Source organism: Pseudomonas taetrolens (assembly GCF_900475285.1).
Taxonomy (GTDB): Bacteria; Pseudomonadota; Gammaproteobacteria; order Pseudomonadales; family Pseudomonadaceae; genus Aquipseudomonas; species Aquipseudomonas taetrolens.
In genome coordinates this window covers 4,700,940-4,722,553 of the sequence record NZ_LS483370.1, presented here as the reverse complement: position 1 = coordinate 4,722,553, position 21,614 = coordinate 4,700,940, and the positions used below count along the sequence as shown (strand labels likewise).

14 protein-coding genes, 1 tRNA gene and 2 pseudogenes are annotated in these 21,614 nt (G+C 56.8%); 11 read left to right on the top strand and 6 right to left on the bottom strand.

All coding sequences use genetic code 11. From position 1 onward, the window contains the following. Positions 1-105 precede the first annotated feature (105 nt). Genes DQN55_RS21705 through DQN55_RS21695 form a run of 3 tightly spaced genes read left to right on the top strand, consistent with a single transcriptional unit; the run spans position 106 to position 4,988 of the window. Positions 106-1,524 (top strand): TolC family outer membrane protein, encoded by a 1,419-nt coding sequence (locus tag DQN55_RS21705; protein ID WP_048384025.1) that lies wholly within the window; start codon positions 106-108, stop codon positions 1,522-1,524. Beyond that, positions 1,521-3,704, top strand: a complete 2,184-nt coding sequence (locus DQN55_RS21700; protein ID WP_048383775.1) for a type I secretion system permease/ATPase — start codon at positions 1,521-1,523, stop codon at positions 3,702-3,704. The genes DQN55_RS21705 and DQN55_RS21700 overlap by 4 nt, the downstream gene beginning before the upstream one ends. Positions 3,705-3,746: 42 nt before the next feature. Continuing rightward, complete coding sequence (locus DQN55_RS21695; protein ID WP_231995633.1) at positions 3,747-4,988, top strand: HlyD family type I secretion periplasmic adaptor subunit; 1,242 nt, start codon at positions 3,747-3,749, stop codon at positions 4,986-4,988. A 178-nt stretch (positions 4,989-5,166) separates the two neighbouring features. Here the strand turns inward: DQN55_RS21695 and DQN55_RS21690 are convergent, their stop codons facing one another. The 3 genes from DQN55_RS21690 to DQN55_RS21680 form a co-directional block, all read right to left on the bottom strand. After that, positions 5,167-8,325, bottom strand: a complete 3,159-nt coding sequence (locus DQN55_RS21690) for a UDP-N-acetylmuramoyl-tripeptide--D-alanyl-D-alanine ligase (RefSeq protein WP_048383777.1) — start codon at positions 8,323-8,325, stop codon at positions 5,167-5,169. A gap of 239 nt (positions 8,326-8,564) precedes the next feature. After that, on the bottom strand, positions 8,565-8,765 hold the full coding sequence (locus DQN55_RS21685; RefSeq protein ID WP_048383778.1) for a hypothetical protein: 201 nt from the start codon (positions 8,763-8,765) through the stop codon (positions 8,565-8,567). 623 nt (positions 8,766-9,388) lie between these two features. After that, positions 9,389-9,465: transfer RNA gene (locus DQN55_RS21680), tRNA-Arg, on the bottom strand. 357 nt (positions 9,466-9,822) lie between these two features. On the opposite strand from DQN55_RS21680, the gene gabD reads away from it, so the two are divergent. Further along, positions 9,823-11,265 carry an NADP-dependent succinate-semialdehyde dehydrogenase gene (gene gabD / locus DQN55_RS21675; protein ID WP_048383779.1) on the top strand — a complete coding sequence of 481 codons (1,443 nt, stop codon included), beginning with the start codon at positions 9,823-9,825 and terminating at the stop codon, positions 11,263-11,265. A 175-nt stretch (positions 11,266-11,440) separates the two neighbouring features. Then, the gene (gene gabT / locus DQN55_RS21670; protein WP_048383780.1) at positions 11,441-12,724 is read left to right on the top strand and encodes a 4-aminobutyrate--2-oxoglutarate transaminase; all 1,284 of its coding nucleotides are present in this window, start codon (positions 11,441-11,443) and stop codon (positions 12,722-12,724) included. 148 nt (positions 12,725-12,872) lie between these two features. Here the strand turns inward: gabT and desA are convergent. Further along, positions 12,873-14,055, bottom strand: a pseudogene (desA, locus tag DQN55_RS21665) (delta-9 fatty acid desaturase DesA). 148 nt (positions 14,056-14,203) lie between these two features. Between desA and dibA the strand changes: the two are divergent. Further along, positions 14,204-16,126, top strand: coding sequence for a phosphodiesterase DibA (gene dibA / locus DQN55_RS21660; RefSeq protein ID WP_048383782.1), 1,923 nt, complete (start codon positions 14,204-14,206; stop codon positions 16,124-16,126). Positions 16,127-16,134: 8 nt separating this feature from the next. Here the strand turns inward: dibA and DQN55_RS21655 are convergent, their stop codons facing one another. Next, on the bottom strand, positions 16,135-16,419 hold the full coding sequence (locus tag DQN55_RS21655; protein WP_048383783.1) for a hypothetical protein: 285 nt from the start codon (positions 16,417-16,419) through the stop codon (positions 16,135-16,137). Positions 16,420-16,538: 119 nt separating this feature from the next. Here DQN55_RS21655 and DQN55_RS21650 point away from each other — a divergent pair, with 119 nt between their 5' ends. After that, complete coding sequence (locus DQN55_RS21650) at positions 16,539-17,198, top strand: glutathione S-transferase family protein (protein WP_048383784.1); 660 nt, start codon at positions 16,539-16,541, stop codon at positions 17,196-17,198. A 46-nt stretch (positions 17,199-17,244) separates the two neighbouring features. Here the strand turns inward: DQN55_RS21650 and argH are convergent, their stop codons facing one another. Next, positions 17,245-18,639 carry an argininosuccinate lyase gene (gene argH / locus DQN55_RS21645; protein WP_048383785.1) on the bottom strand — a complete coding sequence of 465 codons (1,395 nt, stop codon included), beginning with the start codon at positions 18,637-18,639 and terminating at the stop codon, positions 17,245-17,247. 265 nt (positions 18,640-18,904) lie between these two features. On the opposite strand from argH, the pseudogene DQN55_RS21640 reads away from it, so the two are divergent. From DQN55_RS21640 to DQN55_RS21625, 4 genes and pseudogenes are all read left to right on the top strand, one after another. Then, a pseudogene (locus tag DQN55_RS21640) lies at positions 18,905-19,027 on the top strand (sensor histidine kinase); the annotation flags it as partial. Next, positions 19,024-19,770, top strand: a complete 747-nt coding sequence (locus DQN55_RS21635) for a LytR/AlgR family response regulator transcription factor (protein WP_048383786.1) — start codon at positions 19,024-19,026, stop codon at positions 19,768-19,770. The pseudogene DQN55_RS21640 and the gene DQN55_RS21635, both read left to right, overlap by 4 nt. Before the next feature lie 125 nt (positions 19,771-19,895). Beyond that, positions 19,896-20,837 (top strand): hydroxymethylbilane synthase, encoded by a 942-nt coding sequence (gene hemC / locus DQN55_RS21630; RefSeq protein ID WP_048383788.1) that lies wholly within the window; start codon positions 19,896-19,898, stop codon positions 20,835-20,837. Next, the gene (locus DQN55_RS21625) at positions 20,834-21,601 is read left to right on the top strand and encodes a uroporphyrinogen-III synthase (RefSeq protein ID WP_048383789.1); all 768 of its coding nucleotides are present in this window, start codon (positions 20,834-20,836) and stop codon (positions 21,599-21,601) included. The genes hemC and DQN55_RS21625 overlap by 4 nt, the downstream gene beginning before the upstream one ends. The last annotated feature ends 13 nt before the right edge of the window (positions 21,602-21,614 follow it).

The following is a 21,614-nucleotide window of genomic DNA, read 5'->3' as shown; positions in this document are numbered from 1 at the left end:
TGAAATTCATCCGACTGCATGGTGACTAGGCATCTATCTTCTTTTTGACTGTAAGCCGTTTTGGAGCATTACTTGAAGCCTAAGGATCGGTTCGGGTTCCTGTTTTTGGCTTTGTTGGCTAGCGCCATACAGCCATTGACGATAGAGCAGGCCGTAGCGCTAACACGCGACTACGCACCTGAAAGTATCAACACCATCAGCCCAAAAGATGTGGGCAAGAATTTACCGGGCGATTCGTTCGGCGCCAGCCTGCCGGCTGCCCCTCGAAACGAGATCCCCGACAACCTCGACTTGACGCAAGCCGTGCAAATGGCAGTTAGCTGGCATCCAGCCATCGCTGAGTCGATCAGTCTTCTGTATCAGCAAAATGACTTTGTGACCGTGGCGCGGGCAGGGTATTACCCGCAGATTAAAGCGGGGCTCAACTCCGGCTATGACAGTGGTCTGACCGGCAATGGCCAGAGCCAGGCCTTTACCTTGTCCCTGTCACAAATGCTGTATGACTTCGGCAAGGTGGACAGTAGGGTAGATAGCGCAGTGGCACGGGTGAACGGCAAGCAGGCTTCGGTCTTGCTGGCGATCGACCAAGTCGCGCGCGATACCGCTTTTGCTGTCATCGAGCTGCAGCGTTATCAAGCCTTGCTCGAGATTTCCAAGGCACAAGTAAAAGGCCTCACGGCCATTGCCGATCTGGCGCAAAAGCGCAGCGACATGGGTGCCAGCACCCGTTCTGACCTGATCCAGGCGCGCTCGCGGGTTGAGGCGGCAGTGGCGACACAGTTGCAATTCACTGCGCTCTATAACCGCTGGCGCAGTACGTTGGCCAGTTTACTCGGCGCGCAAACGCCGGTCAGTGTCACAGCCACTGTACCCGCTACGTTGAGTCAGTCCTGCGAGGGGATTAATCCGGACGAAGTCCTGACACCTTCGCTGTTGATCGCTCAGGCCCAGCAGGTGGATGCCATGGCGCAAATAGCCTTGGCCCGTGCCGAAGGGCTACCGACACTGTCGCTGGATCCGTCGGCCACTCAGTATCTGGACAGCAACGACGATGATGGTACTTCCGGCGGTCGCGACCGGACCCGCTACGGGGTGTTCCTCAACGTTGAAGTGCCGTTGTATCAGGGCGGTGCCATCAATGCCCGTAAAGCCGCCGCGGGACAAGCCCTGCGTTCTGCCGAATCGGCCAATGATGCCGCACGGCTAGCTGTGCGCCAGGGTTTGCTTGAGGCTCGTGACCAGACCTCCAGCCTTGTGCAGCGTCTCTCTACCCTGAGTTTTCGCGAGCGAAGCATTTCTGAAACCCGTGATTTGTATCGCCAGCAATACCTTGAGTTGGGCACACGACCGTTGCTCGATTTGCTGAACGCTGAGCAGGAAATCCACCAGGCTGCCATGGATCGGGCTAACACTGCAGCTGATCTGCACCGGTTGGAAATCGATTGCCTCTACAACAGTAGCGGCTTGCGCACGGCATTTAATCTGGATAGCAGCACTATCCAAGGTGTGGAGATCCGACCATGAACGATGCCGTAAAGCTGGAATCCAAAGAGACCGCCGAACCCCAGACGCTTGAGGAGAACAGCGCTCTGGATTACGAGGGCTGGCTTGAAGCAATCCTGGCGGTCGCGCGCCATCACCGACTGGATTGTTCGGCGCAGAATGTGCGTATCGCGGCGCAATGGAGTAAAGACGTCAACGTTGACGAGGTGCTGCGCCAGATGGCGCGGCAGGCCGGGCTCACCCTGAAGATTGTTGACTTCACCCCGTCGTTGCTGGTGCAGCGGCGTTTGCCATTGGTGCTGCAGTTCAGCGACGGTCAAATCGGAGTGCTGCAGGCGCTCAATGACGACGATGAGCTGGGCATTGTCTACAGTGGCGACCAAGGTCTGCAAAGTCGTATCAGCCGGGCCGAGTTGTTGAAGTCTGCGACCAAGGCGCTGATTTTGCGGCCCAACCAGCAGGCCAAGGACTCCCGGGTCGATGACTACGTAAAGCCCTACGACAGGAGCTGGTTCAAAAGCATCGTATTGCGTGACATGCGCCCCTATGGGCACGTCATGTTGGCGTCTTTGGCGGCGAACATCCTCGGTCTGGCCGGGGTGCTGTTTTCGATGCAGGTGTATGACCGGGTCATTCCAGCCGAATCAATGCCGACGCTGTATGTCTTGTTTGGTGGCGTCATGCTGGCGCTGTTTTTTGACTTCATCCTTCGGATCATGCGTGTACGCATTACTGATCTGCTGGGCAAGCGTGCAGATATTCGCGTCTCAGACCTGGTGTTCGGGCATGCCATCCGGTTGCGTAACAGCGCTCGGCCGAAGTCCACGGGGTCGTTCATTTCGCAGTTGCGCGAGCTTGAACAGCTGCGCGAATTGATTACATCCAGCACGGCCAGTGCCTTGGCGGATTTGCCTTTTTTCCTGATGTTCCTGGTGATTTACTGGTTTATTGCCGGACCTCTGGTGGCTGTTCCGTTGACGGCGCTGTTGTTTCTGGTGGTTCCAGGCTTGCTGGCGCAAAAGAAGTTGGCGCGGCTGGCGAATCAATCGATGCGTGAAAGTTCGCTGCGTAGCGCCATGCTCGTGGAAACGGTTCAGGGGCTGGACGACATCAAGATGCTCCAGGCCGAGCAGCGCTTTCAGCAACAATGGAACCACTACAACGCGACTGCGGCCGATGCCAGCCTGCGCTCACGGGTACTGACCAGTGGTTTGGTGGCCTGGACTCACAACGTACAGGGGGGGGTCTTCGCTGTGGTCGTGGTGTTTGGCGCGCCTATGGTCATGCTTGGGGATATGACCACCGGTAGCCTGGTGGCCGCATCGATTCTGGCTTCGCGCATGATGGCTCCGATGTCGCAGCTCACCCATGTTCTGACGCGTTGGCAACAGGCCAAAGTGGCATTGGAGAGCATGCACCGGATCATGCAGCTGCCGGTTGATCAGGCAGAAGGCAGCAAGCGTGTACATCTGCCTGTGATAAGTGGCAACTATGAGTTTAACCAGGCCGCCTTTAAGTACTCGGAAGACGCGAAACTGCCGGCCTTGACCGTTAAAGCCTTGAAGATCAAACCGGGCGAGCGCATCGCCGTGTTGGGGCGCAATGGGGCTGGCAAGTCGACGTTATTGCAGGCGATGGCCGGCATGATCGACCTCAGCTCGGGGGCTCTGACGCTGGATGGCGTCGGATTGAGCCATATCGATCCGGCCGATGTCCGTCGTGATGTGGGTCTGTTGACCCAGAACTCCAGGTTGTTCCACGGCACCTTGCGCGAAAATCTGATGCTGGGAGCACCCCACGCGAGCGATCAGCAAATTCTCGAAGCCCTGGAGTTGACGGGTGCGATGGAATTCATCAGTAAATTTGCGCTGGGCATGGATCACATGATTCTGGAGGGCGGGCTTGGCTTGTCCGGCGGTCAGCGACAGTCATTGTTATTGTCCCGGTTGATCATTCGCCAACCGCAGATTGTGCTGTTGGATGAGCCCACTGCGTCCATGGACGATATCACCGAGCGCAAGCTGATTCAGAGCCTGGGCCAGTGGGGCGCACAGCGCACACTGATCATTGCGACACATCGGATGAGCGTATTGAGCCTGGTGGACAGGATCATTGTTGTCGACAACGGTTTGGTTGTGATCGATGACACCAAGGACAACGCGATTGCACGGCTTTCAAAACCCAGGAATCAGGCGCAGTGAGTCGGCTGCCCATGCAATTGACTGCGCGAAAGGATGGCTCTGATGTTTAATAACAATAGTTCTTCGGGTTTGAAGCAGCAGCCAGGCGTGCCCATCGCGGGTGCTTCACCAAGCGATGATCATGCTGGCGACGATAGCCTCGATGACGCTGCAGTGGTGCGCTCAACGCGGATTGTCTGGTGCGTTGCATTAATGCTGCTGGCGTTCGGTATATGGGCCTATCTGTTTGAAATAGACGAGGTATCGACCGGTACCGGCAAGGTAATCCCGACCTCTCGCGAACAGGTTATTCAGTCGCTGGAGGGCGGTATTGTTGCGGAGCTCAACGTCTCCGAAGGGGATATCGTCAAGCAGGGCGAGATCCTTGCCAAGCTCGATCCGACCAAGACCGAATCCAACTTTGGTGAGAGTGCGGCCAAGTACCGGGCTTCGCTGGCCAGCGTGGCGCGGTTGCAGGCCGAAGTGAAAGGCGTAGCACTGAAGTTTCCTGATGAGCTCAAGGACTATCCGGCACTGATGGCCGCCGAAACCGATTTGTACCAGACCCGGCGCAAAGGGCTTGAAGAGTCTCAATCGGGGGTACGTGCATCGCTGGGGCTGGTACGCAGTGAGCTGGAAATCACCGAAAACCTGGCCAGGATCGGTGCGGCGAGTAACGTCGAGGTGTTGCGCCTGAAGCGGCAAAAGTCAGAACTTGAGCTGAAACTGACCCAATCACGCTCCGAGTACATGGTGCGGGCGGGTGAAGAACTGGCCAAGGCCAACTCTGATGTGCAAACCCTGTCTTCAGTCCTCAAGGGACGGTCCGACTCTGTCACCCGGCTGACATTGCGTTCGCCGGTAAGAGGCATTGTCAAAGACATCGAAGTGACCACGATCGGCGGGATCATCCCGCCCAATGGCCGGCTGATGCAGATCGTGCCCATGGACGACCAGCTATTGATCGAGGCCCGTATTTCGCCACGGGACATTGCGTTTATTCACCCCGATCAGGATGCCAAGGTCAAAATCACCGCCTACGACTACTCCATCTACGGCAGCATGGATGGCAAGGTCGTGATGATTTCGCCCGATACCATCCAGGATGAAGTCAAGCCAGAGGTGTTCTATTACCGCGTATTCATCCGCACCAACGCCAATGAACTGCACAATAAGGCCGGCAAGTCCTTTGCCATTGTGCCGGGGATGATCGCGGCGGCGGATATCAAAACGGGTCAAAAAACAGTGCTCGATTATTTGATCAAGCCGATGAACCGTGCGCGCGAAGCCTTGCGCGAGCGCTAAACCAGGGGCAGCGGCGTGATGCCGGCCTGAAAGCGCACTTGAAGTGCCGGCCATCGGGCCGGCCTTCTATCAACGACGCAAAGGTAGGGGGAAGGAAGCTGCGAAGTGTGTCTATCCGTGATGGCGCTGTTGGCTGGCCCGTTCAGGCGCCCGCCAACAACTTCGGCAATTACCGGCTCTAGAGTGCCTGGACGGCTTGCTCAGATGGCGTGAGGGACTCGACCAGTTTCGAGAGACGGGTGCCTCCCGAGCTTTTTACCAGCACCTTGTCACCCGCTCGGAACCACTGCTCGGCCCGCTCTGGCAGTTTGGCCAGCAGGGCATCGACGTTCTCGAACCACTCAATACTCAACTGATCGCGCAAATGCACATAAAGGCCGTGCATGAGCGGGCCGCAGAGGACTGTGTGACGAGGTGCGGCAGCCAGCAGGCGCGGGGCCAGCTCCAGGTGATAGCGTTGTGTGTCTGGCCCGAGCTCAAGCATGTCTCCCAACAACGCGACGCGCTGGGCGGGCGAACCTGGCAAGCCAGCCAGCATGTCCAATGAGGCCATCATCGACCCCGGGTTGGCGTTATAGGCATCATTGATCAGATGGTACTCACCGCCGTCGCACGGGATGGTGAGCGTGTTGCCGCGGCCGGAAACTGCCTCGAACGATTCCAGTGCTGCCAGTGCTTCGCTTGTGGACAAGCCAGCGGCACTCAGAGAGGCCAGCACCGACAACGCATTGAGTACCATGTGCTGACCACGGACCTGAAGTTTGAATTGCACGGGAGTGCCCTGAAAATTGGCATCGACCTGCAGACCGGACGGTTGGGTCAGGCACTTGATCACTCGCAGATCTGCCTGGGGGTGCTCGCCGTAGCTGATGACAGTCAGTTGTGCACGCTCGGCTGCTTGAGCGAAGACAGAATAGTAGGGCATGTCATGGTTCAGCACGGCATGGCTGCCGGGCGCCATGGACCTGAAAATTGCACTTTTCTTGCGTGCCAGATTTTCCAGGGTGCCGTGGTATTCAAGGTGCGCTGGCGACAGGCTGGTGACGATTGCAATGTGGGGGCGTACCAGGTCGGAGTTGAGGGGCATTCTGCCGACTGCCATTTCCAGTACCCAGAATTTCGCCGGATCCGTCATGCTGGCCAGGTTCCAGGCGATGCCATGGGGCAGGTTGGCGTTGCCTTCGGTTTGCGCCACTGTGCCCAGCTGTTGCAACGCATGAGTGAGCATGGCAACCACGGTGGTCTTGCCGGCGCTGCCGGTGACGCCGAACACCTGTCCGCCGAACGCTTGCCTGGCATAGCGGCCCATTCTCAGCATGGCGTCTGCAGTGTCCGCTACTTGCAGCACTGGCAGGCCGGTATCCAGATAGGGGGCCGGGTCGACGCACATAAAGGCAGACGGGCGTTTCGCCTTATCCGCTTTTGCCCAAACCTGAGCCAGTCGTGTTTCATTGGGGCCGACCCAGCTTAAAGGGCGGGTCAGCATGCGCTGCGGTTTGAAATGCAGCATGGAAGGAGTGAGGCCCGAGGCTTGCCAGCCTGGCGCTGGCGCAACTGCCCAGGTGCCGCCGGTCGCTCGTGCAACCGTTGCTGCGTCCCAGCGCCAGCCGTCGGTACTCTGCTGCACTGTTTGAACCTGAGGGGCGCCATCGAGCAGGTAGCGGTGATAAGCGATAAGGCCTGAGAGGTAGTGTTCGACATCATCGATACGGACGCGGAAAGCGTGATGGCGGATGAAGAACGAGCCCACAATGCGGGCCGGGTTGCGAAAGAACATGGCCATTTCCGGCCAGAAATAACCGTTGAGCAAATGCCGGGCGCGATGATGCAGCGCGCGATAGAACGCATCCAGGTTGACTTCGTTGAGCAAGTTTCGCAACGCGGGCTGCTTTTCGATGCGTTGCAGCATCTGCTGTGCAGCCATCATTAATTCCAGCAGCGTCGGGAACGTCGTGATGCGTTGTTGTACAAAATCCAGGTAGTCGACGAAGTTGTTCAGGCCAAAGCGAAAGTATTTCTCTTCAGGACGGTAGCGAGTCAGCTCATTGACGCAGTAGCTCAACCAGTGGTCGTGTTCGCGCCAGTGCTCTTTGGCAATGAAGTAGTCGAACGCTTTTTCGACGATGTTCAGCCAGCGTTCGTCGCCGCTTAAACCATAGAGACGCATCAACCCGAAGGCGGCCTCACCGTCATAGTAAATAATTCTGAAAGGCGCTTTGACGCTCAGGTCTTTAGCGTGCAAGACGTGGTTGAAACCACCAGCCTGGACGTTTTGCATCCAGGCAATGCCATTGGCCAGGGCTTCCAGCAACGGCAGATAGTCTCGGGTATCGGTCACTTCGCAGTATTTGACCAGTGCCAGCAGGCAGACCGCATTGCCTCCCAGCTTGATCTCGTCGCCGGTGTCGACCAGGAACGCGGCATGGCTGCCGTCGGGCAAGGTGTAAGGTTTGATCAGGTGTTGTGTAAGGTAATCGAGGGATCGGTGGATGGAGGCTTCGAGCTCAGGGTCCTTGACCAGTGCCCAGGCCTCGATCATTGAGTACGTGGTACTGGCATGACGCAGTGTGTTGTAGTTCTGGATCGTGCGATCAAAACAGGGGAACTGGCCGTAGACAAACTGGCCGCTGTCTTTGACTTGATGGCGGAGAAAGTCGGAGGCCGTCTCAATCTTGCTCCTGACATCGGCTGCGTCCAGCAACCCCGTAGTGCGTCGACCGACATCGGGCCCAGAGCTGCCGAGGGCATAGGCTTTTCCGTCTTCTGCACAGAAAACACCTTGAGTCTGGAACAGGTACACCGGGGTTTGAGGAAAGGCCTGCGCGTTCATGGCGGCGGCCTGCGCAGCGGAATCCTCAAACCGTCTTTTCGCGTAAACCGAGAAATTGTTCATGTTGAAGCTGGCGAGGGGAACCGTTGGGCCACCGTAAAGAATGGCGTTTCCATTAAGCTCCTGCTCGGTCAAGGCAGTCTCCAGCGCCGGGTCGAAAGCGAGCCCGTACCTGAAGTAGTTGCGCTTGTAGCGTTTAAAGCGCTCCTGCAATTCATCCCATGACAGCGACGTGATGTTGACGGCTCGCTCTACCCTTAACCACAGGCGTTCCGGTGGCTGCTCTTGATTGGGTGGCGTCTTCGGTTGCGCCAGCCTCAGCACGCCTGCGCTCCACGCCTCCTCGAAGGTGTCGCCGCTGGACTGAATCACCTCCGCCCGCTGAGCGCCGTTGCTGATGGAGAAAAAGAGCGTACAAGGTGTTTTCGCTTCATCGCGGACACTCGTGCCTGCATCAATGTTGACCAATAAAGTGTGGCAGGCGTCGAGTTGCTGTATCAAAGACATAAGAAAATCCATAGTCAACGTCACATGAAAACAGAGAGCGCACGGAAATAAGTGTCGGGTATTGCTCGTAATTTCTCGTTCCACCTGGGCGATGATGACACTCATGTGCGGTGCGTCACATAAAAGGCCCGTGCGTCACGAGTGGAAAACAGTAGTAGCGATGTGTGGCGATAGAATTTTAATTCTTTAGTATGGGTATAATTCTTTAGTACTAACTCAAGCTAACTAGTACTGATGTACTAGTTAATTGTATGTAATGGCCCCTGCAGTGTTTCCTTGATAGGCATGTCTCTCGGCGTTTCTAGAGTGTTCAGGTGGTTTTTTATGAGTTTTCTAAGAATTTGTGACACCGTCAGATCGACCGTTGCAGACAGCGCCTCTAATTTTTCTTTAGTTGGCGCATCAATCAATATAGTCAGTCGTGCAGATTTCTTATCCATGATCGGCCCTTCATATTACGCCGCTACGCCGAGGGCAGCGGACGACTGTTATTTCAGCAAATGATACATTTATATAGTAGCTTTGAAAGACTTAGCAAGTGCCCTAGTTACTGAGGTCTAAAACTTTACACGGAAAAGCCGTAAAAACGTCGGCCGTGCGCTGCCTCATGAACTTGAGGTCTAGCCAATACTTCAGTAATGCCATTGTGATATTACGGAGCGCTAGTTGAAACGCTGGAGTGTCCAGCGGGGGTTAACTTTTAGTCGACTCCGGTAGGGCCCATATCTGTCGATATGAAGCGATAGCTTTTTCTAAGCGCGTTTTAAGGTATTCGAACGAATGGTATTGGTTCGTCCGGCAACCTGATGCTTATGTCTGCGGAAGGCGGCTTTATCAGGTGGGGCTGGGTTAAAAAATGAGCGTGCAGGAAGTAACAAAGCGTAGTCAGGATGATCGGGCAAAGAAGGGGAGAAGCAGATGTTCAGAGGGAGTAGCCAGAAATCGGCAGGACTGTCAGGGCTCACCCTTGCGGTGGCTCTCTGAAAACACTTGGCAGTGCTTTGCCGGTCAGTAGCGACACTGTTTGTCGGAAAGTCAGCTTCCGACCCGCAGTTAAAGAAAATGGTGCACCAGGCGGGATTCGAACCCACGACCCCTGCCTTCGGAGGGCAGTACTCTATCCAGCTGAGCTACTGGTGCAACGCGGCGCCATAATACTCATCTGCGTGTCGCTCGTCCATGCCGCTGATTCGTCAGGTGTTTCTTATCGCGTTATGAGCTATTAATGAGGCTTGGGTCAGCAAACCACAGCAAACCACAGCAGACGACCGCTTGTTCTTTTTTTCGAACAGCCTATTGTCCTTTACCCCCTTTAACCCTAGGATTCGTTTGAGATTTCAAACGCTCTTGTCTGAGTGCTAAACCGCACGGCTTCTACTTTGTGCGTTTTCTAGATACTTTGGCCGGTGTATGACTTCCTGACGGCAGCCTTTTACGGCGCCTTTCACTTCTAATAATTCGCTCCGCCCTCGTGCGGTGCTGTTAAGGAAAGCCCACATGCAGCTCAAAGACGCACAATTGTTCCGCCAGCAAGCCTACATCGATGGTGCTTGGGTTGATGCGGACGGTGGTCAGACGATCAAGGTCAATAACCCTGCGACCGGTGAAATCATCGGTACAGTGCCTAAAATGGGCGCAGCTGAAACGCGTCGCGCCATTGAAGCTGCAGATAATGCGTTGCCGGCCTGGCGTGCCCTGACTGCCAAGGAACGTGCGACCAAGCTGCGCCGCTGGTTTGAGCTGTTGATCGAAAATCAGGATGACCTCGGTCGCCTGATGACGCTGGAGCAAGGCAAGCCATTGGCTGAAGCCAAGGGCGAGATCGTTTACGCCGCTTCGTTCATCGAGTGGTTCGCTGAAGAAGCCAAGCGTATTTATGGCGATGTGATTCCGGGTCACCAGCCAGACAAGCGCCTGATCGTGATCAAACAACCGATCGGCGTGACCGCTGCCATTACCCCGTGGAACTTCCCGGCGGCCATGATCACCCGTAAAGCAGGCCCGGCGCTGGCGGCGGGTTGCACCATGGTGATCAAACCGGCTTCGCAAACCCCATTCTCGGCACTCGCCCTTGTTGAGCTGGCGCATCGTGCCGGTATCCCGAGAGGTGTGCTGAGTGTGGTGACCGGCAGCGCCGGTGACATTGGTGGTGAGCTGACCAGCAACCCGATCGTGCGCAAACTGTCTTTCACCGGTTCGACCGAAATCGGTCGTCAACTGATGGCTGAATGTGCCAAAGACATTAAAAAAGTGTCGCTTGAGCTGGGCGGCAATGCGCCGTTTATCGTGTTTGACGACGCAGACCTGGATAAGGCCGTCGAAGGCGCGATCATTTCCAAGTATCGCAATAACGGCCAGACCTGCGTCTGTGCCAACCGCCTGTACATTCAGGACTCGGTTTACGATGCATTTGCCGAAAAACTGAAAGTAGCGGTCGCCAAGCTGAAAATCGGTAACGGTCTGGATGAGGGGACCACCACAGGTCCGCTGATCGATGACAAGGCAGTGGCCAAGGTCAAGGAACACATTGCTGACGCACTGAGCAAAGGCGCGACCTTGCTGACCGGCGGCAATAGCCTGGAAGGCAGCTTCTTTGAACCGACCATCCTGATCAATGTGCCGAAAAACGCAGCAGTGGCGAAGGAAGAAACCTTTGGCCCGCTGGCTCCGCTGTTCCGTTTCAAAGACGAAGCAGAAGTGATCGCGATGGCTAACGACACCGAGTTCGGTCTGGCGTCGTACTTCTATGCCCGTGACCTGAGCCGTGTATTCCGTGTGGCTGAAGCTCTGGAATACGGCATGGTGGGCGTCAATACCGGTCTGATCTCCAACGAAGTCGCACCGTTCGGTGGTATCAAGGCGTCGGGTCTGGGCCGTGAAGGTTCCAAATACGGCATCGAGGACTACCTGGAAATCAAATATCTCTGCCTGGGCATCTAACCCGGCGGGTGGTTCAACAGACGGGACACGAGAGCGATGTCTCGTCTGTGTTTCAAACAGTTAATTCCTGTGGCCGGGAGCGCCATGCCAGTCGATCATCGCATGCTGGCATCGTCGTCTCCCTGGCGCGTCAGCCTTGAACCACGCCGCACGATGAGCGGCGAATGAGGACACCATGAGCAACAAGACCAACGCATCCCTGATGAAACGCCGTGAAGCCGCTGTTCCGCGCGGCGTTGGCCAGATTCACCCGATTTTTGCCGAGTCGGCGAAAAATGCGACTGTCACCGACGTAGAAGGTCGTGAGTTCATCGACTTCGCTGGCGGCATTGCAGTGCTGAACACCGGTCACTTGCACCCGAAAATCATTGCCGCCGTGCAAGAGCAACTGACCAAACTGACCCACACGTGTTTCCAGGTGCTGGCTTACGAGCCGTACGTTGAGCTGTGCGAAAAGATCAACGCCAAGGTGCCGGGTAACTTCGACAAGAAAACCCTGTTGGTCACCACCGGTTCTGAAGCTGTCGAAAACGCCGTGAAAATCGCCCGTGCCGCCACGGGCCGTGCAGGCGTGATCGCCTTCACCGGCGCGTATCACGGCCGCACCATGATGACCCTGGGCCTGACCGGTAAGGTCGTGCCGTACTCGGCCGGTATGGGCCTGATGCCGGGCGGTATCTTCCGCGCCTTGTACCCGTGCGAACTGCATGGCATCAGCGTTGACGACTCCATCGCCAGCATCGAGCGCATTTTCAAAAATGATGCCGAGCCTAAAGATATCGCCGCCATCATCATCGAACCGGTTCAGGGTGAGGGTGGCTTCTATGTGGCGCCGAAAGCGTTCATGGCCCGCTTGCGCGAGCTGTGCGACAAGCACGGCATTCTGTTGATCGCTGACGAAGTACAGACCGGTGCGGGCCGCACGGGCACTTTCTTCGCCATGGAGCAAATGGGTGTCACCGCTGACTTGACTACCTTCGCCAAATCCATCGCGGGCGGTTTCCCGCTGGCGGGTGTGTGCGGCAAGACCGAGTACATGGATGCCATCGCGCCAGGCGGTCTGGGCGGCACTTATGCCGGTAGCCCGATTGCTTGCGCTGCTGCTCTGGCGGTACTGGAGGTGTTTGAAGAAGAACACCTGCTGGACCGTTGCAAGGCCGTCGGCGAGCGTCTGGTCTCTGGCCTGAAGGCTATTCAGGCCAAGTACCCGGTGATCGGCGACGTCCGTGCACTGGGCGCCATGATCGCAGTCGAGCTGTTCGAAGGGGGCGATACCCACAAGCCGAACGCAGCCGCGGTGGCTCAAGTGGTTGCCAAGGCGCGTGAAAAAGGCCTGATCCTGCTGTCGTGCGGTCCTTACGGCAACGTACTGCGTGTGCTGGTGCCACTGACGTCACCAGACGAGCAGTTGGACAAGGGCCTGGCTATCATCGAAGAGTGCTTCGCTGAACTGGCTTGAGCCCTCCCGCTTTTAGCGGGATGACCTGAAACGCAAAAAAACCGCTTCGGCGGTTTTTTTGTGTCTGGCGTATTGAGTTGTGTACCTCTGTCTGCAACCGCTGACGGGTTGAATTCCGGTAAGGGACGCAACCCGTCGCTGGAGAGGTTCAGACCGCTGCAGGACGCAGTGAGTAGGTCTTGAGCTGATGAGCAAACTCGCGCAGCGAGTGGATCCCGCTGGCCTCCGCTTCGTGAACCCACTCTTTGATCGCAGCCAGCATGTCATGTCCGTTGGAGCTGGTTTTGACCCAGATCTGCTGCAGGGCCAGACGCTTCTCGTAAATCACTTTGAGCGAGTGGCTGTGCTCAAGCAAGGTCTCGATACGCTGATGATGGCGTTCTTCCAGCAGGCTGGTTTCACGGGAAAGCAGGCGCTTTGCCCGGCGGAACTGATGTCTTACCGAGTGATCGACCTTGGCCAGCTCTTGCTGAACCAGCGGAGCGATCACCAGCTTGCGGTACTGCGCCATGATCTGGAAGCGGTTGTTCAGGATCGCCATCGCGGTGTCCATGTCCAGATGGCCTTTGCCTTCGACCCTGTGGGCGATAGGTGCAACACGCTGAACCTTGGCCAGGCGCAAAGCTGAACACTTTGATCCATGCCCAGCCCAGGTCGAACTCCCACTTCTTGACCGATAGCTTGGCCGAGTTCGGGTAGGTGTGATGATTGTTGTGCAGCTCTTCGCCACCAATAATGATCCCCCACGGCACCAGATTGGTCGCAGCGTCGCGGCATTCAAAGTTGCGATAGCCCACGGCATGCCCCAGCCCGTTGACCACGCCTGCGGCCCAGACCGGGATCCACATCATCTGGATGGCCCAGATCGTCAAGCCGATGGCCCCGAACAGCAGCAGGTCGATGACCAGCATCAACGCCACGCCCAGCATTTTGTACCGCGAATAAAGATTGCGCTCGATCCAGTCTTCAGGGCAGTTTTTGCCGTAAATACGCAGTGTCTCGGGGTTCTGTGCCTCTTCGCGGTACAGCTCGGCACCTTTTCGCAGCACAGTCGACAACCCTTTGATGACCGGGCTGTGGGGGTCATCGACGGTTTCGCATTTAGCGTGGTGTTTACGGTGAATGGCGGTCCATTCCCGTGTGTTCTGCGCCGTGGTCAGCCACAGCCAGAAACGGAAGAAGTGTTTCAGACCACCATTCAGCTCCAGAGAGCGGTGAGCTGAGTAGCGGTGTAGATAAACCGTGACACCGATAATGGTCACGTGGGTCATCAACAGGGTGACTGCCACCAGTTGCCAGGCTGACAAGTCGAGAAAACCGTTGTACCACATAGGCTGTTTGGCCCTCGGAAAGATAAAAAAACTGCAACACGCATTATCACCATGCAGCCGGATAAAACCAGTCGACCTTTCAGATAAGAGTGCCGGGATGTTTCTTACTCTATAATTCCTCTTTTTTTGTAGGCGCTTTAATTTTCTTATGTCGGTTTCTTCTCGCGACGCTTTGCGCGCGGCCTTGATGTACGGCGGCCTGTCGTTGCTCTGGCTGCTCTCCACTGATTATTTATTGACCAGTTATTTCGATGGTTCGGAGCAATTGACGCGCTGGCAGCGGATGAATGGCTACATTTGGGTGCTGTTCAGCGCCGTGATGATTTTTCTCGTTCGCGCTCGCCTGTTCCGTTTTCTGGGGGACGGGGCTGACTTGAAGCGTCAGCGTGAAGATCAGGAGCGCCTTCGGCAGGCGGGTGCAGTGTTTGATTGCACCCGGGAAGGAGTGCTTGTCAGCGACCGCAGCGGGGTGATTGTGCATGTGAACCGCGCCCTGGTTGAAATCACTGGCTATACCCCGGAAGAAGTACTGGGGCGAAGACCCAGCATGTTCAAGTCGGGACGCCACGGCCCTGAGTTCTATCAGGCCGTGTTCAAGTCATTGCAAGACCACGGTGATTGGCATGGCGAGATCTGGAACCGACGCAAAAGCGGTGAAATTTACCCGCAATGGCAGACAGTTCGCGCAATTACCGATGCCAAAGGCCAGGTCAGTCACTACGTGGCGGTGTTCTCGGATATCTCCGCGATAAAGAAATCTCAGACCGATCTGGTGCGTCTGGCACACCATGACCCGCTCACTGACCTGCCTAATCGCCTGCTGTTTACAGACCGTGCCGAACAGGCGCTGGCATTTTCACGGCGCCACAATTGCGGCTGTGCACTGCTGCTGATCGATCTCGACCATTTCAAAATCATCAACGACAGTCTTGGTCACAATGTAGGCGACCTGTTGCTCAAGGCCGTGGGTGATCGCTTGCAGAGCGTGTTCGGTAAAAACTTTACCGTCGCGCGCTTGGGAGGCGACGAGTTCGCCGTACTGGCCGAGAGCTGCGCTCAGGTTGCTCAGGCCGTCGTCATGGCGCAACAGGTGCTGGAGCTGATGAAAGGCGCATTTGAAGTCGATAAGCACCCATTATTTGTCAGCGCCAGCATCGGCATCAGTGTGTTCCCCGGTGATGCATTGAACGCTGAGCAATTGCTGCGCAATGCGGACTCGGCTTTATTCAAGGCCAAAAGTGCCGGGCGCGAAGGCTATGCCCTGTACACCGAAGAGCTGACAACCCATGCGCAATATCGTGTTGAAGTGGCCAGCGACCTGCGTCGGGCCCTGGAGCGACATGAGCTTCGCGTGTTCTACCAACCGGTGCATGATTTGAGTACCAGTCGCTTGATCGGAGTTGAAGCGTTGGTGCGATGGGAGCACCCACAGCGGGGATTGTTGGCCCCGGGTGAGTTTATTCCGGTCGCGGAGCGCACCGGGTTAATTGCTGAAATTGACGCTTGGGTGCTGGAGCAGGCCTGCTTGCAAATGAAGCAATGGCAATCGTCGGGCATTCATCTGTCGTTCGTAGCAGTGAATATCTCGAGCCGATTGTTTACCCGTCCCGAGCTATACACACTGGTTTCGACAGTATTGACCGATACCGGGCTGGATCCGGCGTTGCTGGAGCTGGAAGTGACCGAAAGCGCGGTGATGGAGGATTCACATGTCGCGCTCGAGCAAATGCACCGCCTGCGAGCATTGGGCTTGCGACTGGCTATTGATGATTTTGGCACCGGGTTCTCATCGCTGCTGCGGCTCAAGCAATTGCCGGTGCAAAAGTTGAAAATCGATCAGGGATTTGTTGCCGGATTGCCGGAAGACAATGACGATGCGGCCATTGTGCGTGCAGTCATCGCGCTCGCACAGAGCATGGGTCTGCAGGTGCATGCCGAAGGGATAGAGCAAGTCGAGCAGGCGCAATTCCTGCTCGACTTTAATTGCGACCTGGGCCAGGGCTACTGGTTTGGCCGGCCGATGCCAGCCAAAGAGTTGGACTGGCAGCGAGCCCCGGCGATTCGCCCCTGAGTCGCGACTCAGTTCTTCTCGGGTGGCAAGGTCGGCAGCGCACGCAGTGCGGTTTCGTACCATTCGGTGTTGAAGGCGCGGTCTTCTTCGAGGATCGCGTCAATCTCGATGGCCAGAACATGGGCCATCATGTTCAAAATATCGTCACGCTCATAGCCGACCAACGTCAATTTGTTGAACGTGGCCTTGGCGGCGGGCGGGTTGTCACTTTCGATCTGATTTTCGATCGCCTGAATCAGGGTGGACTCAGCGAACTCTTCTTCTTCGTTATCGATATCTGTTGGCTCGCTCATGGCAGGCTCCTCAAGTTAAGGCCGGCAGTTTAACTGTATTCGGGCCGGTGGCTAGCCAGCTTGGCGACGAAGCTCTATAACAGCGGTTGCCAACCCCGACATGGCCTGGAGGCTTTGCAATGCTCAAGCTTTATGGATTTGCAGTCAGCAATTACTACAACATGGTCAAGCTGGCGTTATTGGAAAAGGGTGTACCGTTCGAAGAGGTTCCCTTCTTTGCTGGCCAAACGCCAGAAGCGCTTGCGATCAGCCCGCGTGGCAAGGTCCCGGTGCTGGGTGTCGATCAAGGCTTCATCAATGAAACCAGCGTGATCCTCGAGTACATCGAACAAACCCAGCCTGGCCCAAAACTGCTGCCGGCCGATCCGTTCGAGCGTGCCCAGATACTGGCCCTGGCCAGAGAAATCGAGTTGTACATCGAGTTGCCCGCCCGCGCGTGCTATGCCGAGGCATTCTTTGGCATGCCCGTGCATGACGCGATCAAGGAAAAAGCCAAGGGCGAGTTGCTTCTAGGGATTGCTTCGCTGAGCCGTCATGGCAAATTCACGCCTTATGTGGCGGGCGAAACCCTGAGCGTGGCGGATATCTACTTCCTGTTCAGCATGGATCTGGCCTGTGCTGTCGGTCATAAAGTATTTGGTCTGGACTTGCTGGCGCAATTCCCTGCCGCCAAAGCGCTTCTGGAGCGTTTGGAGCAGAGCCCGCACGTGAAAAAAATTGCAGCGGATAAAGACGCTGCCATGCCGCAGTTTTTAGCATGGATCAGCAGTAAGAAGTAATCATCTGGCCAGCAGGAGCGAGCAGGCCCGCTCCTGCTGATCAGTGTTAGCGGCTGGCCAGCAGGGCCTTGCCGCGAACTACTGCGGCTTTCACCTGTTCAGGTGCCGTGCCGCCGATGTGGTTGCGCGCATTGACCGAACCTTCCAGCGTCAGCACAGCAAACACGTCAGCTTCGATCTGATCGCTGAACGTGCGCAGCTCTTCGAGGCTCATTTCAGCCAGATCCTTGCCCGTGTCCACGCCGTACTTCACGGCATGGCCGACGATTTCGTGGCAGTCACGGAACGGCAGGCCACGGCGTACCAGATAGTCTGCCAGGTCTGTTGCTGTGGAGAACCCGCGTAGCGCCGCTTCACGCATGATTGCGTGCTTGGGTTTGATCGCCGGGATCATGTCGGCAAATGCACGCAACGAGTCACGCAGCGTGTCGGCCGCATCGAACAGTGGCTCCTTGTCTTCCTGGTTGTCCTTGTTATAGGCCAGCGGCTGGCCCTTCATCAGGGTCAGCAGGCCCATCAGCGCACCGAATACACGGCCACTTTTGCCGCGCACCAGTTCAGGAACGTCGGGGTTTTTCTTTTGCGGCATGATCGAGCTGCCGGTGCAGAAACGGTCCGGCAAGTCGATGAACTGGAATTGTGCGCTGGTCCACAGCACCAGCTCTTCGGAGAAGCGCGACAGGTGCATCATGGCAATACTGGCTGCTGCACAGAACTCGATGGCGAAGTCGCGATCGGACACGTTGTCCAGCGAGTTGCCGCCCACAGCATCGAAACCCAGCAATTGAGCGGTGAGTTCACGATCGATCGGGTAAGTGGTACCGGCCAGTGCTGCGCTGCCCAGTGGCATGCGGTTGGTGCGTTTTCGGCAATCTACGAGACGCTCGTAATCGCGGCTGAGCATTTCGAACCACGCCAGCATATGGTGGCCGAACGTGACCGGCTGGGCCGTTTGCAGGTGCGTAAAGCCGGGCATGATGGTCTCGGCTTCGCGCTCGGCTTGCTCCAGCAGGCCTTTTTGCAGGCGGGTGATTTCCGCCAGAATGATGTCGATTTCATCCCGCAGCCACAGACGAATATCGGTGGCCACCTGGTCGTTACGGCTGCGTCCGGTGTGCAGTTTTTTACCGGTCACGCCGATGCGGTCAGTCAGGCGCGCCTCGATGTTCATGTGCACGTCTTCCAGATCGATGCGCCAGTCAAAGGTGCCCGCTTCGATTTCGCTCTGGATGGTTTTCAAGCCTTCGATGATGCTGTCGCGTTCGGCATCGGTCAGCACGCCGACCTTGGCCAGCATGGTCGCGTGGGCTACAGAGCCCATGATGTCGTGGCGATAAAGGCGCTGGTCGAATGTGACGGAGGCAGTGAAGCGCGCAACGAAGGCGTCGACGGGTTCACTGAAGCGGCCGCCCCAGGACTGATTGGTCTTGTCGGTGCTCATGGATTCGCTCGTAATCGGCTGAGGGGAGTTACACAAAAAGTTACTGCGATCATAACAGGGTTGCCAATCGTGGCGTTGACGCAGGTCGGCCGGTTTTGGCGTGAAGTGACGTATTAATAAATTTCCGAAACGAAATGTATCGATTGGGCACTTTCGTCTTGGCAACCGTCTACAGTTGGTCGTATGGATCAGTCGCTGCAAGTCTCTGTAGATTGTCAGACGTATCCGGTATTAAATCGAACAACAGACACAGGTGAATTTTGCTGTGAGGGTTGCGGCACTTTTTGGTCTTCGCGCTAGTCTTAGCGTGGATCGCCGTGACAGTTGTCACTTCACCTGTCTACGCTATCCTTGTGCGAGACTCACGCAGGAATACAGCGCTATATGAATGTCCTGATCGTTGATGACGAAACCCTGGCCCGCGAGCATCTGAGCAATGTGCTCGGTGCGCTTGGGGGTTATAAGTTGCTGGAACCTGGCGCCTCTCATGGTGAAGAGGCCTTGGGCCTGATTGAAAGCCTCAAACCGGATGTCGTTTTGCTTGATATCCATATGCCGGGCCTCGACGGGTTGCAGGTTGCAGCCAAATTATGTGAGCGCGAGCTACCGCCCTCAATCGTGTTTTGCGTGGCGCCGGACGAGTTTTCAGTGCAAGCACTGCAAGACAGTGGTGTCAGCTACGTGCTCAAACCGGTCAGCGCCGAGGCCCTTGGCGTTGCATTGAAAGAAGCGCACCGGCCGAATCGCGTCCAGTTGGCAGCGCTTACCCGCCCCGCTGCACAAACGGGCAGTGGTCCGCGCAGTCACATCAGCGCCAGAACCCGTAAAGGCATTGAGCTGATCCCCATCGACCAGGTGATTTACTTTATCGCCGACCACAAATACGTGACCCTGCGTCATGAAGGCGGCGAAGTCCTGCTCGATGAGCCGCTCAAGGCCCTTGAAGACGAGTTTGGCGAGCGCTTTGTGCGTATTCACCGAAATGCACTGGTGGCACGCGACCGGATCGAGCGCTTGCAGCGCACACCGCTGGGGCACTTTCAGTTGTTCCTCAAAGGCTTGAATGGCGATGCACTGATTGTCAGTCGGCGTCATGTGGCCGGTGTTCGCAAGATGATGCAACAGCTGTGACCCGCGACTAACAAGGCGTGTGGACGCGTTTATGGCCAGGGAGGCCACGTACTTTCTGATACAAGTCAAAGCTGTTTTGGCTGAGCTGTTATTATCAGCCGTATCTTTTCAGTACGGATTGATCCATGTCCTCTCGCGAAATCCGCATAGCTACTCGTAAAAGCGCCCTGGCTCTGTGGCAGGCCGAATACGTAAAATCCCGTCTAGAGCAGGCCCATCCTGGTCTTGTGGTGACGCTGGTGCCCATGGTGAGCCGTGGCGACAAGCTACTGGACTCGCCGCTGTCGAAAATCGGTGGCAAGGGGCTGTTTGTCAAAGAACTGGAAACAGCCCTGCTCGAAAACGAAGCCGATATTGCCGTGCACTCGATGAAAGACGTGCCGATGGACTTTCCTGAAGGTCTGGGGCTGTTTTGCATTTGTGAGCGCGAAGACCCGCGTGATGCCTTCGTATCCAACACGTTCTCCAGCCTTGATGACTTGCCCGAAGGCAGTGTGGTCGGCACCTCCAGCCTGCGCCGCCAGGCCCAGTTATTGACCCGTCGTCCTGATCTGCAAATCCGTTTTCTGCGCGGTAACGTCAACACTCGTCTGGCCAAGCTCGACGCAGGTGAGTACGACGCGATCATTCTTGCCGCGGCCGGTTTGATTCGCCTCGGTTTCGAAGACCGCATTACCTCGGCGATCAGCATCGAAGACAGCCTGCCAGCGGGCGGCCAGGGTGCCGTGGGTATTGAATGCCGTAGCGCCGACCACGAAATTCACGCGTTGCTGGCCCCTTTGCATCATGCGGAAACAGCCGTGCGTGTGACCGCAGAGCGGGCGCTGAACAAGCACTTGAATGGCGGTTGCCAGGTGCCGATTGCCTGTTATGCGGTGCTGGAAGGCGAACACATATGGCTTCGCGGCCTGGTCGGTGAGCCGAGCGGGGGGTTGCTGTTGAGTGCTGATGCACGCGCACCTCAGAGCCAGGCCACTGAGCTGGGGGTGCGGGTTGCTGAAGACCTGTTGGCCCAGGGTGCCGGCGATATTCTGAAAGCCGTTTATGGTGAGGCAGGTCACGAGTGACCGGCTGGCGCTTGTTGCTGACCCGGCCCGTCGAAGAGTCAGCTGCGCTCGAGAGTGAGCTGGAAGCCGCCGGGATTTTCAGCTGCAGCTTACCGCTTTTGGCGATCCGCCCGTTGGCGCTGGCTGTCGAGCAGCGAGCGCTGATCGCTCATCTTGATCGTTATTGCGCGGTGATTGTGGTCAGCAAACCCGCGGCACGCCTGGGCCTTGAGCTGGTCAGCCAGTACTGGCCGCAAGCGCCGGCTCAGAAGTGGTTCAGCGTGGGGGCCGCCACGGCGCAGATTCTCACCGACTACGGCCTTGATGTTAGCTACCCTCAATCCGGTGATGACAGTGAAGCGCTCTTGGCAATGCCGGAATTCCACCAGGCAGTAGGGGGCGATCATCCGCGGGCACTGATCCTTCGCGGCGAAGGGGGAAGGGAGATGCTGGCTGAACGCTTGCGTGGTCTTGGGGCCAAGGTCGACTACCTTGAACTGTATCGTCGCGAGTTGCCGTCCTACCCGTCGCAGACCCTGATTCAGCGTGTGAAAGAGGAACACCTGAACGGTCTGGTGGTCAGCAGTGGGCAGGGTTTTGAACATTTACACCAGTTGGCCGGTCATGACTGGCCGCAACTGGCATGCTTATCGTTGTTTGTTCCAAGCCCCCGGGTGGCGGAGATGGCCCGCCACGCCGGGGCCAAACATGTTGTGGATTGCCGTGGTGCGAGTGCCACGGCTTTGCTGGCGGCGCTACGGGAGCGTCCCGTACCTGCTTTCTAATGCAAAGGATGGA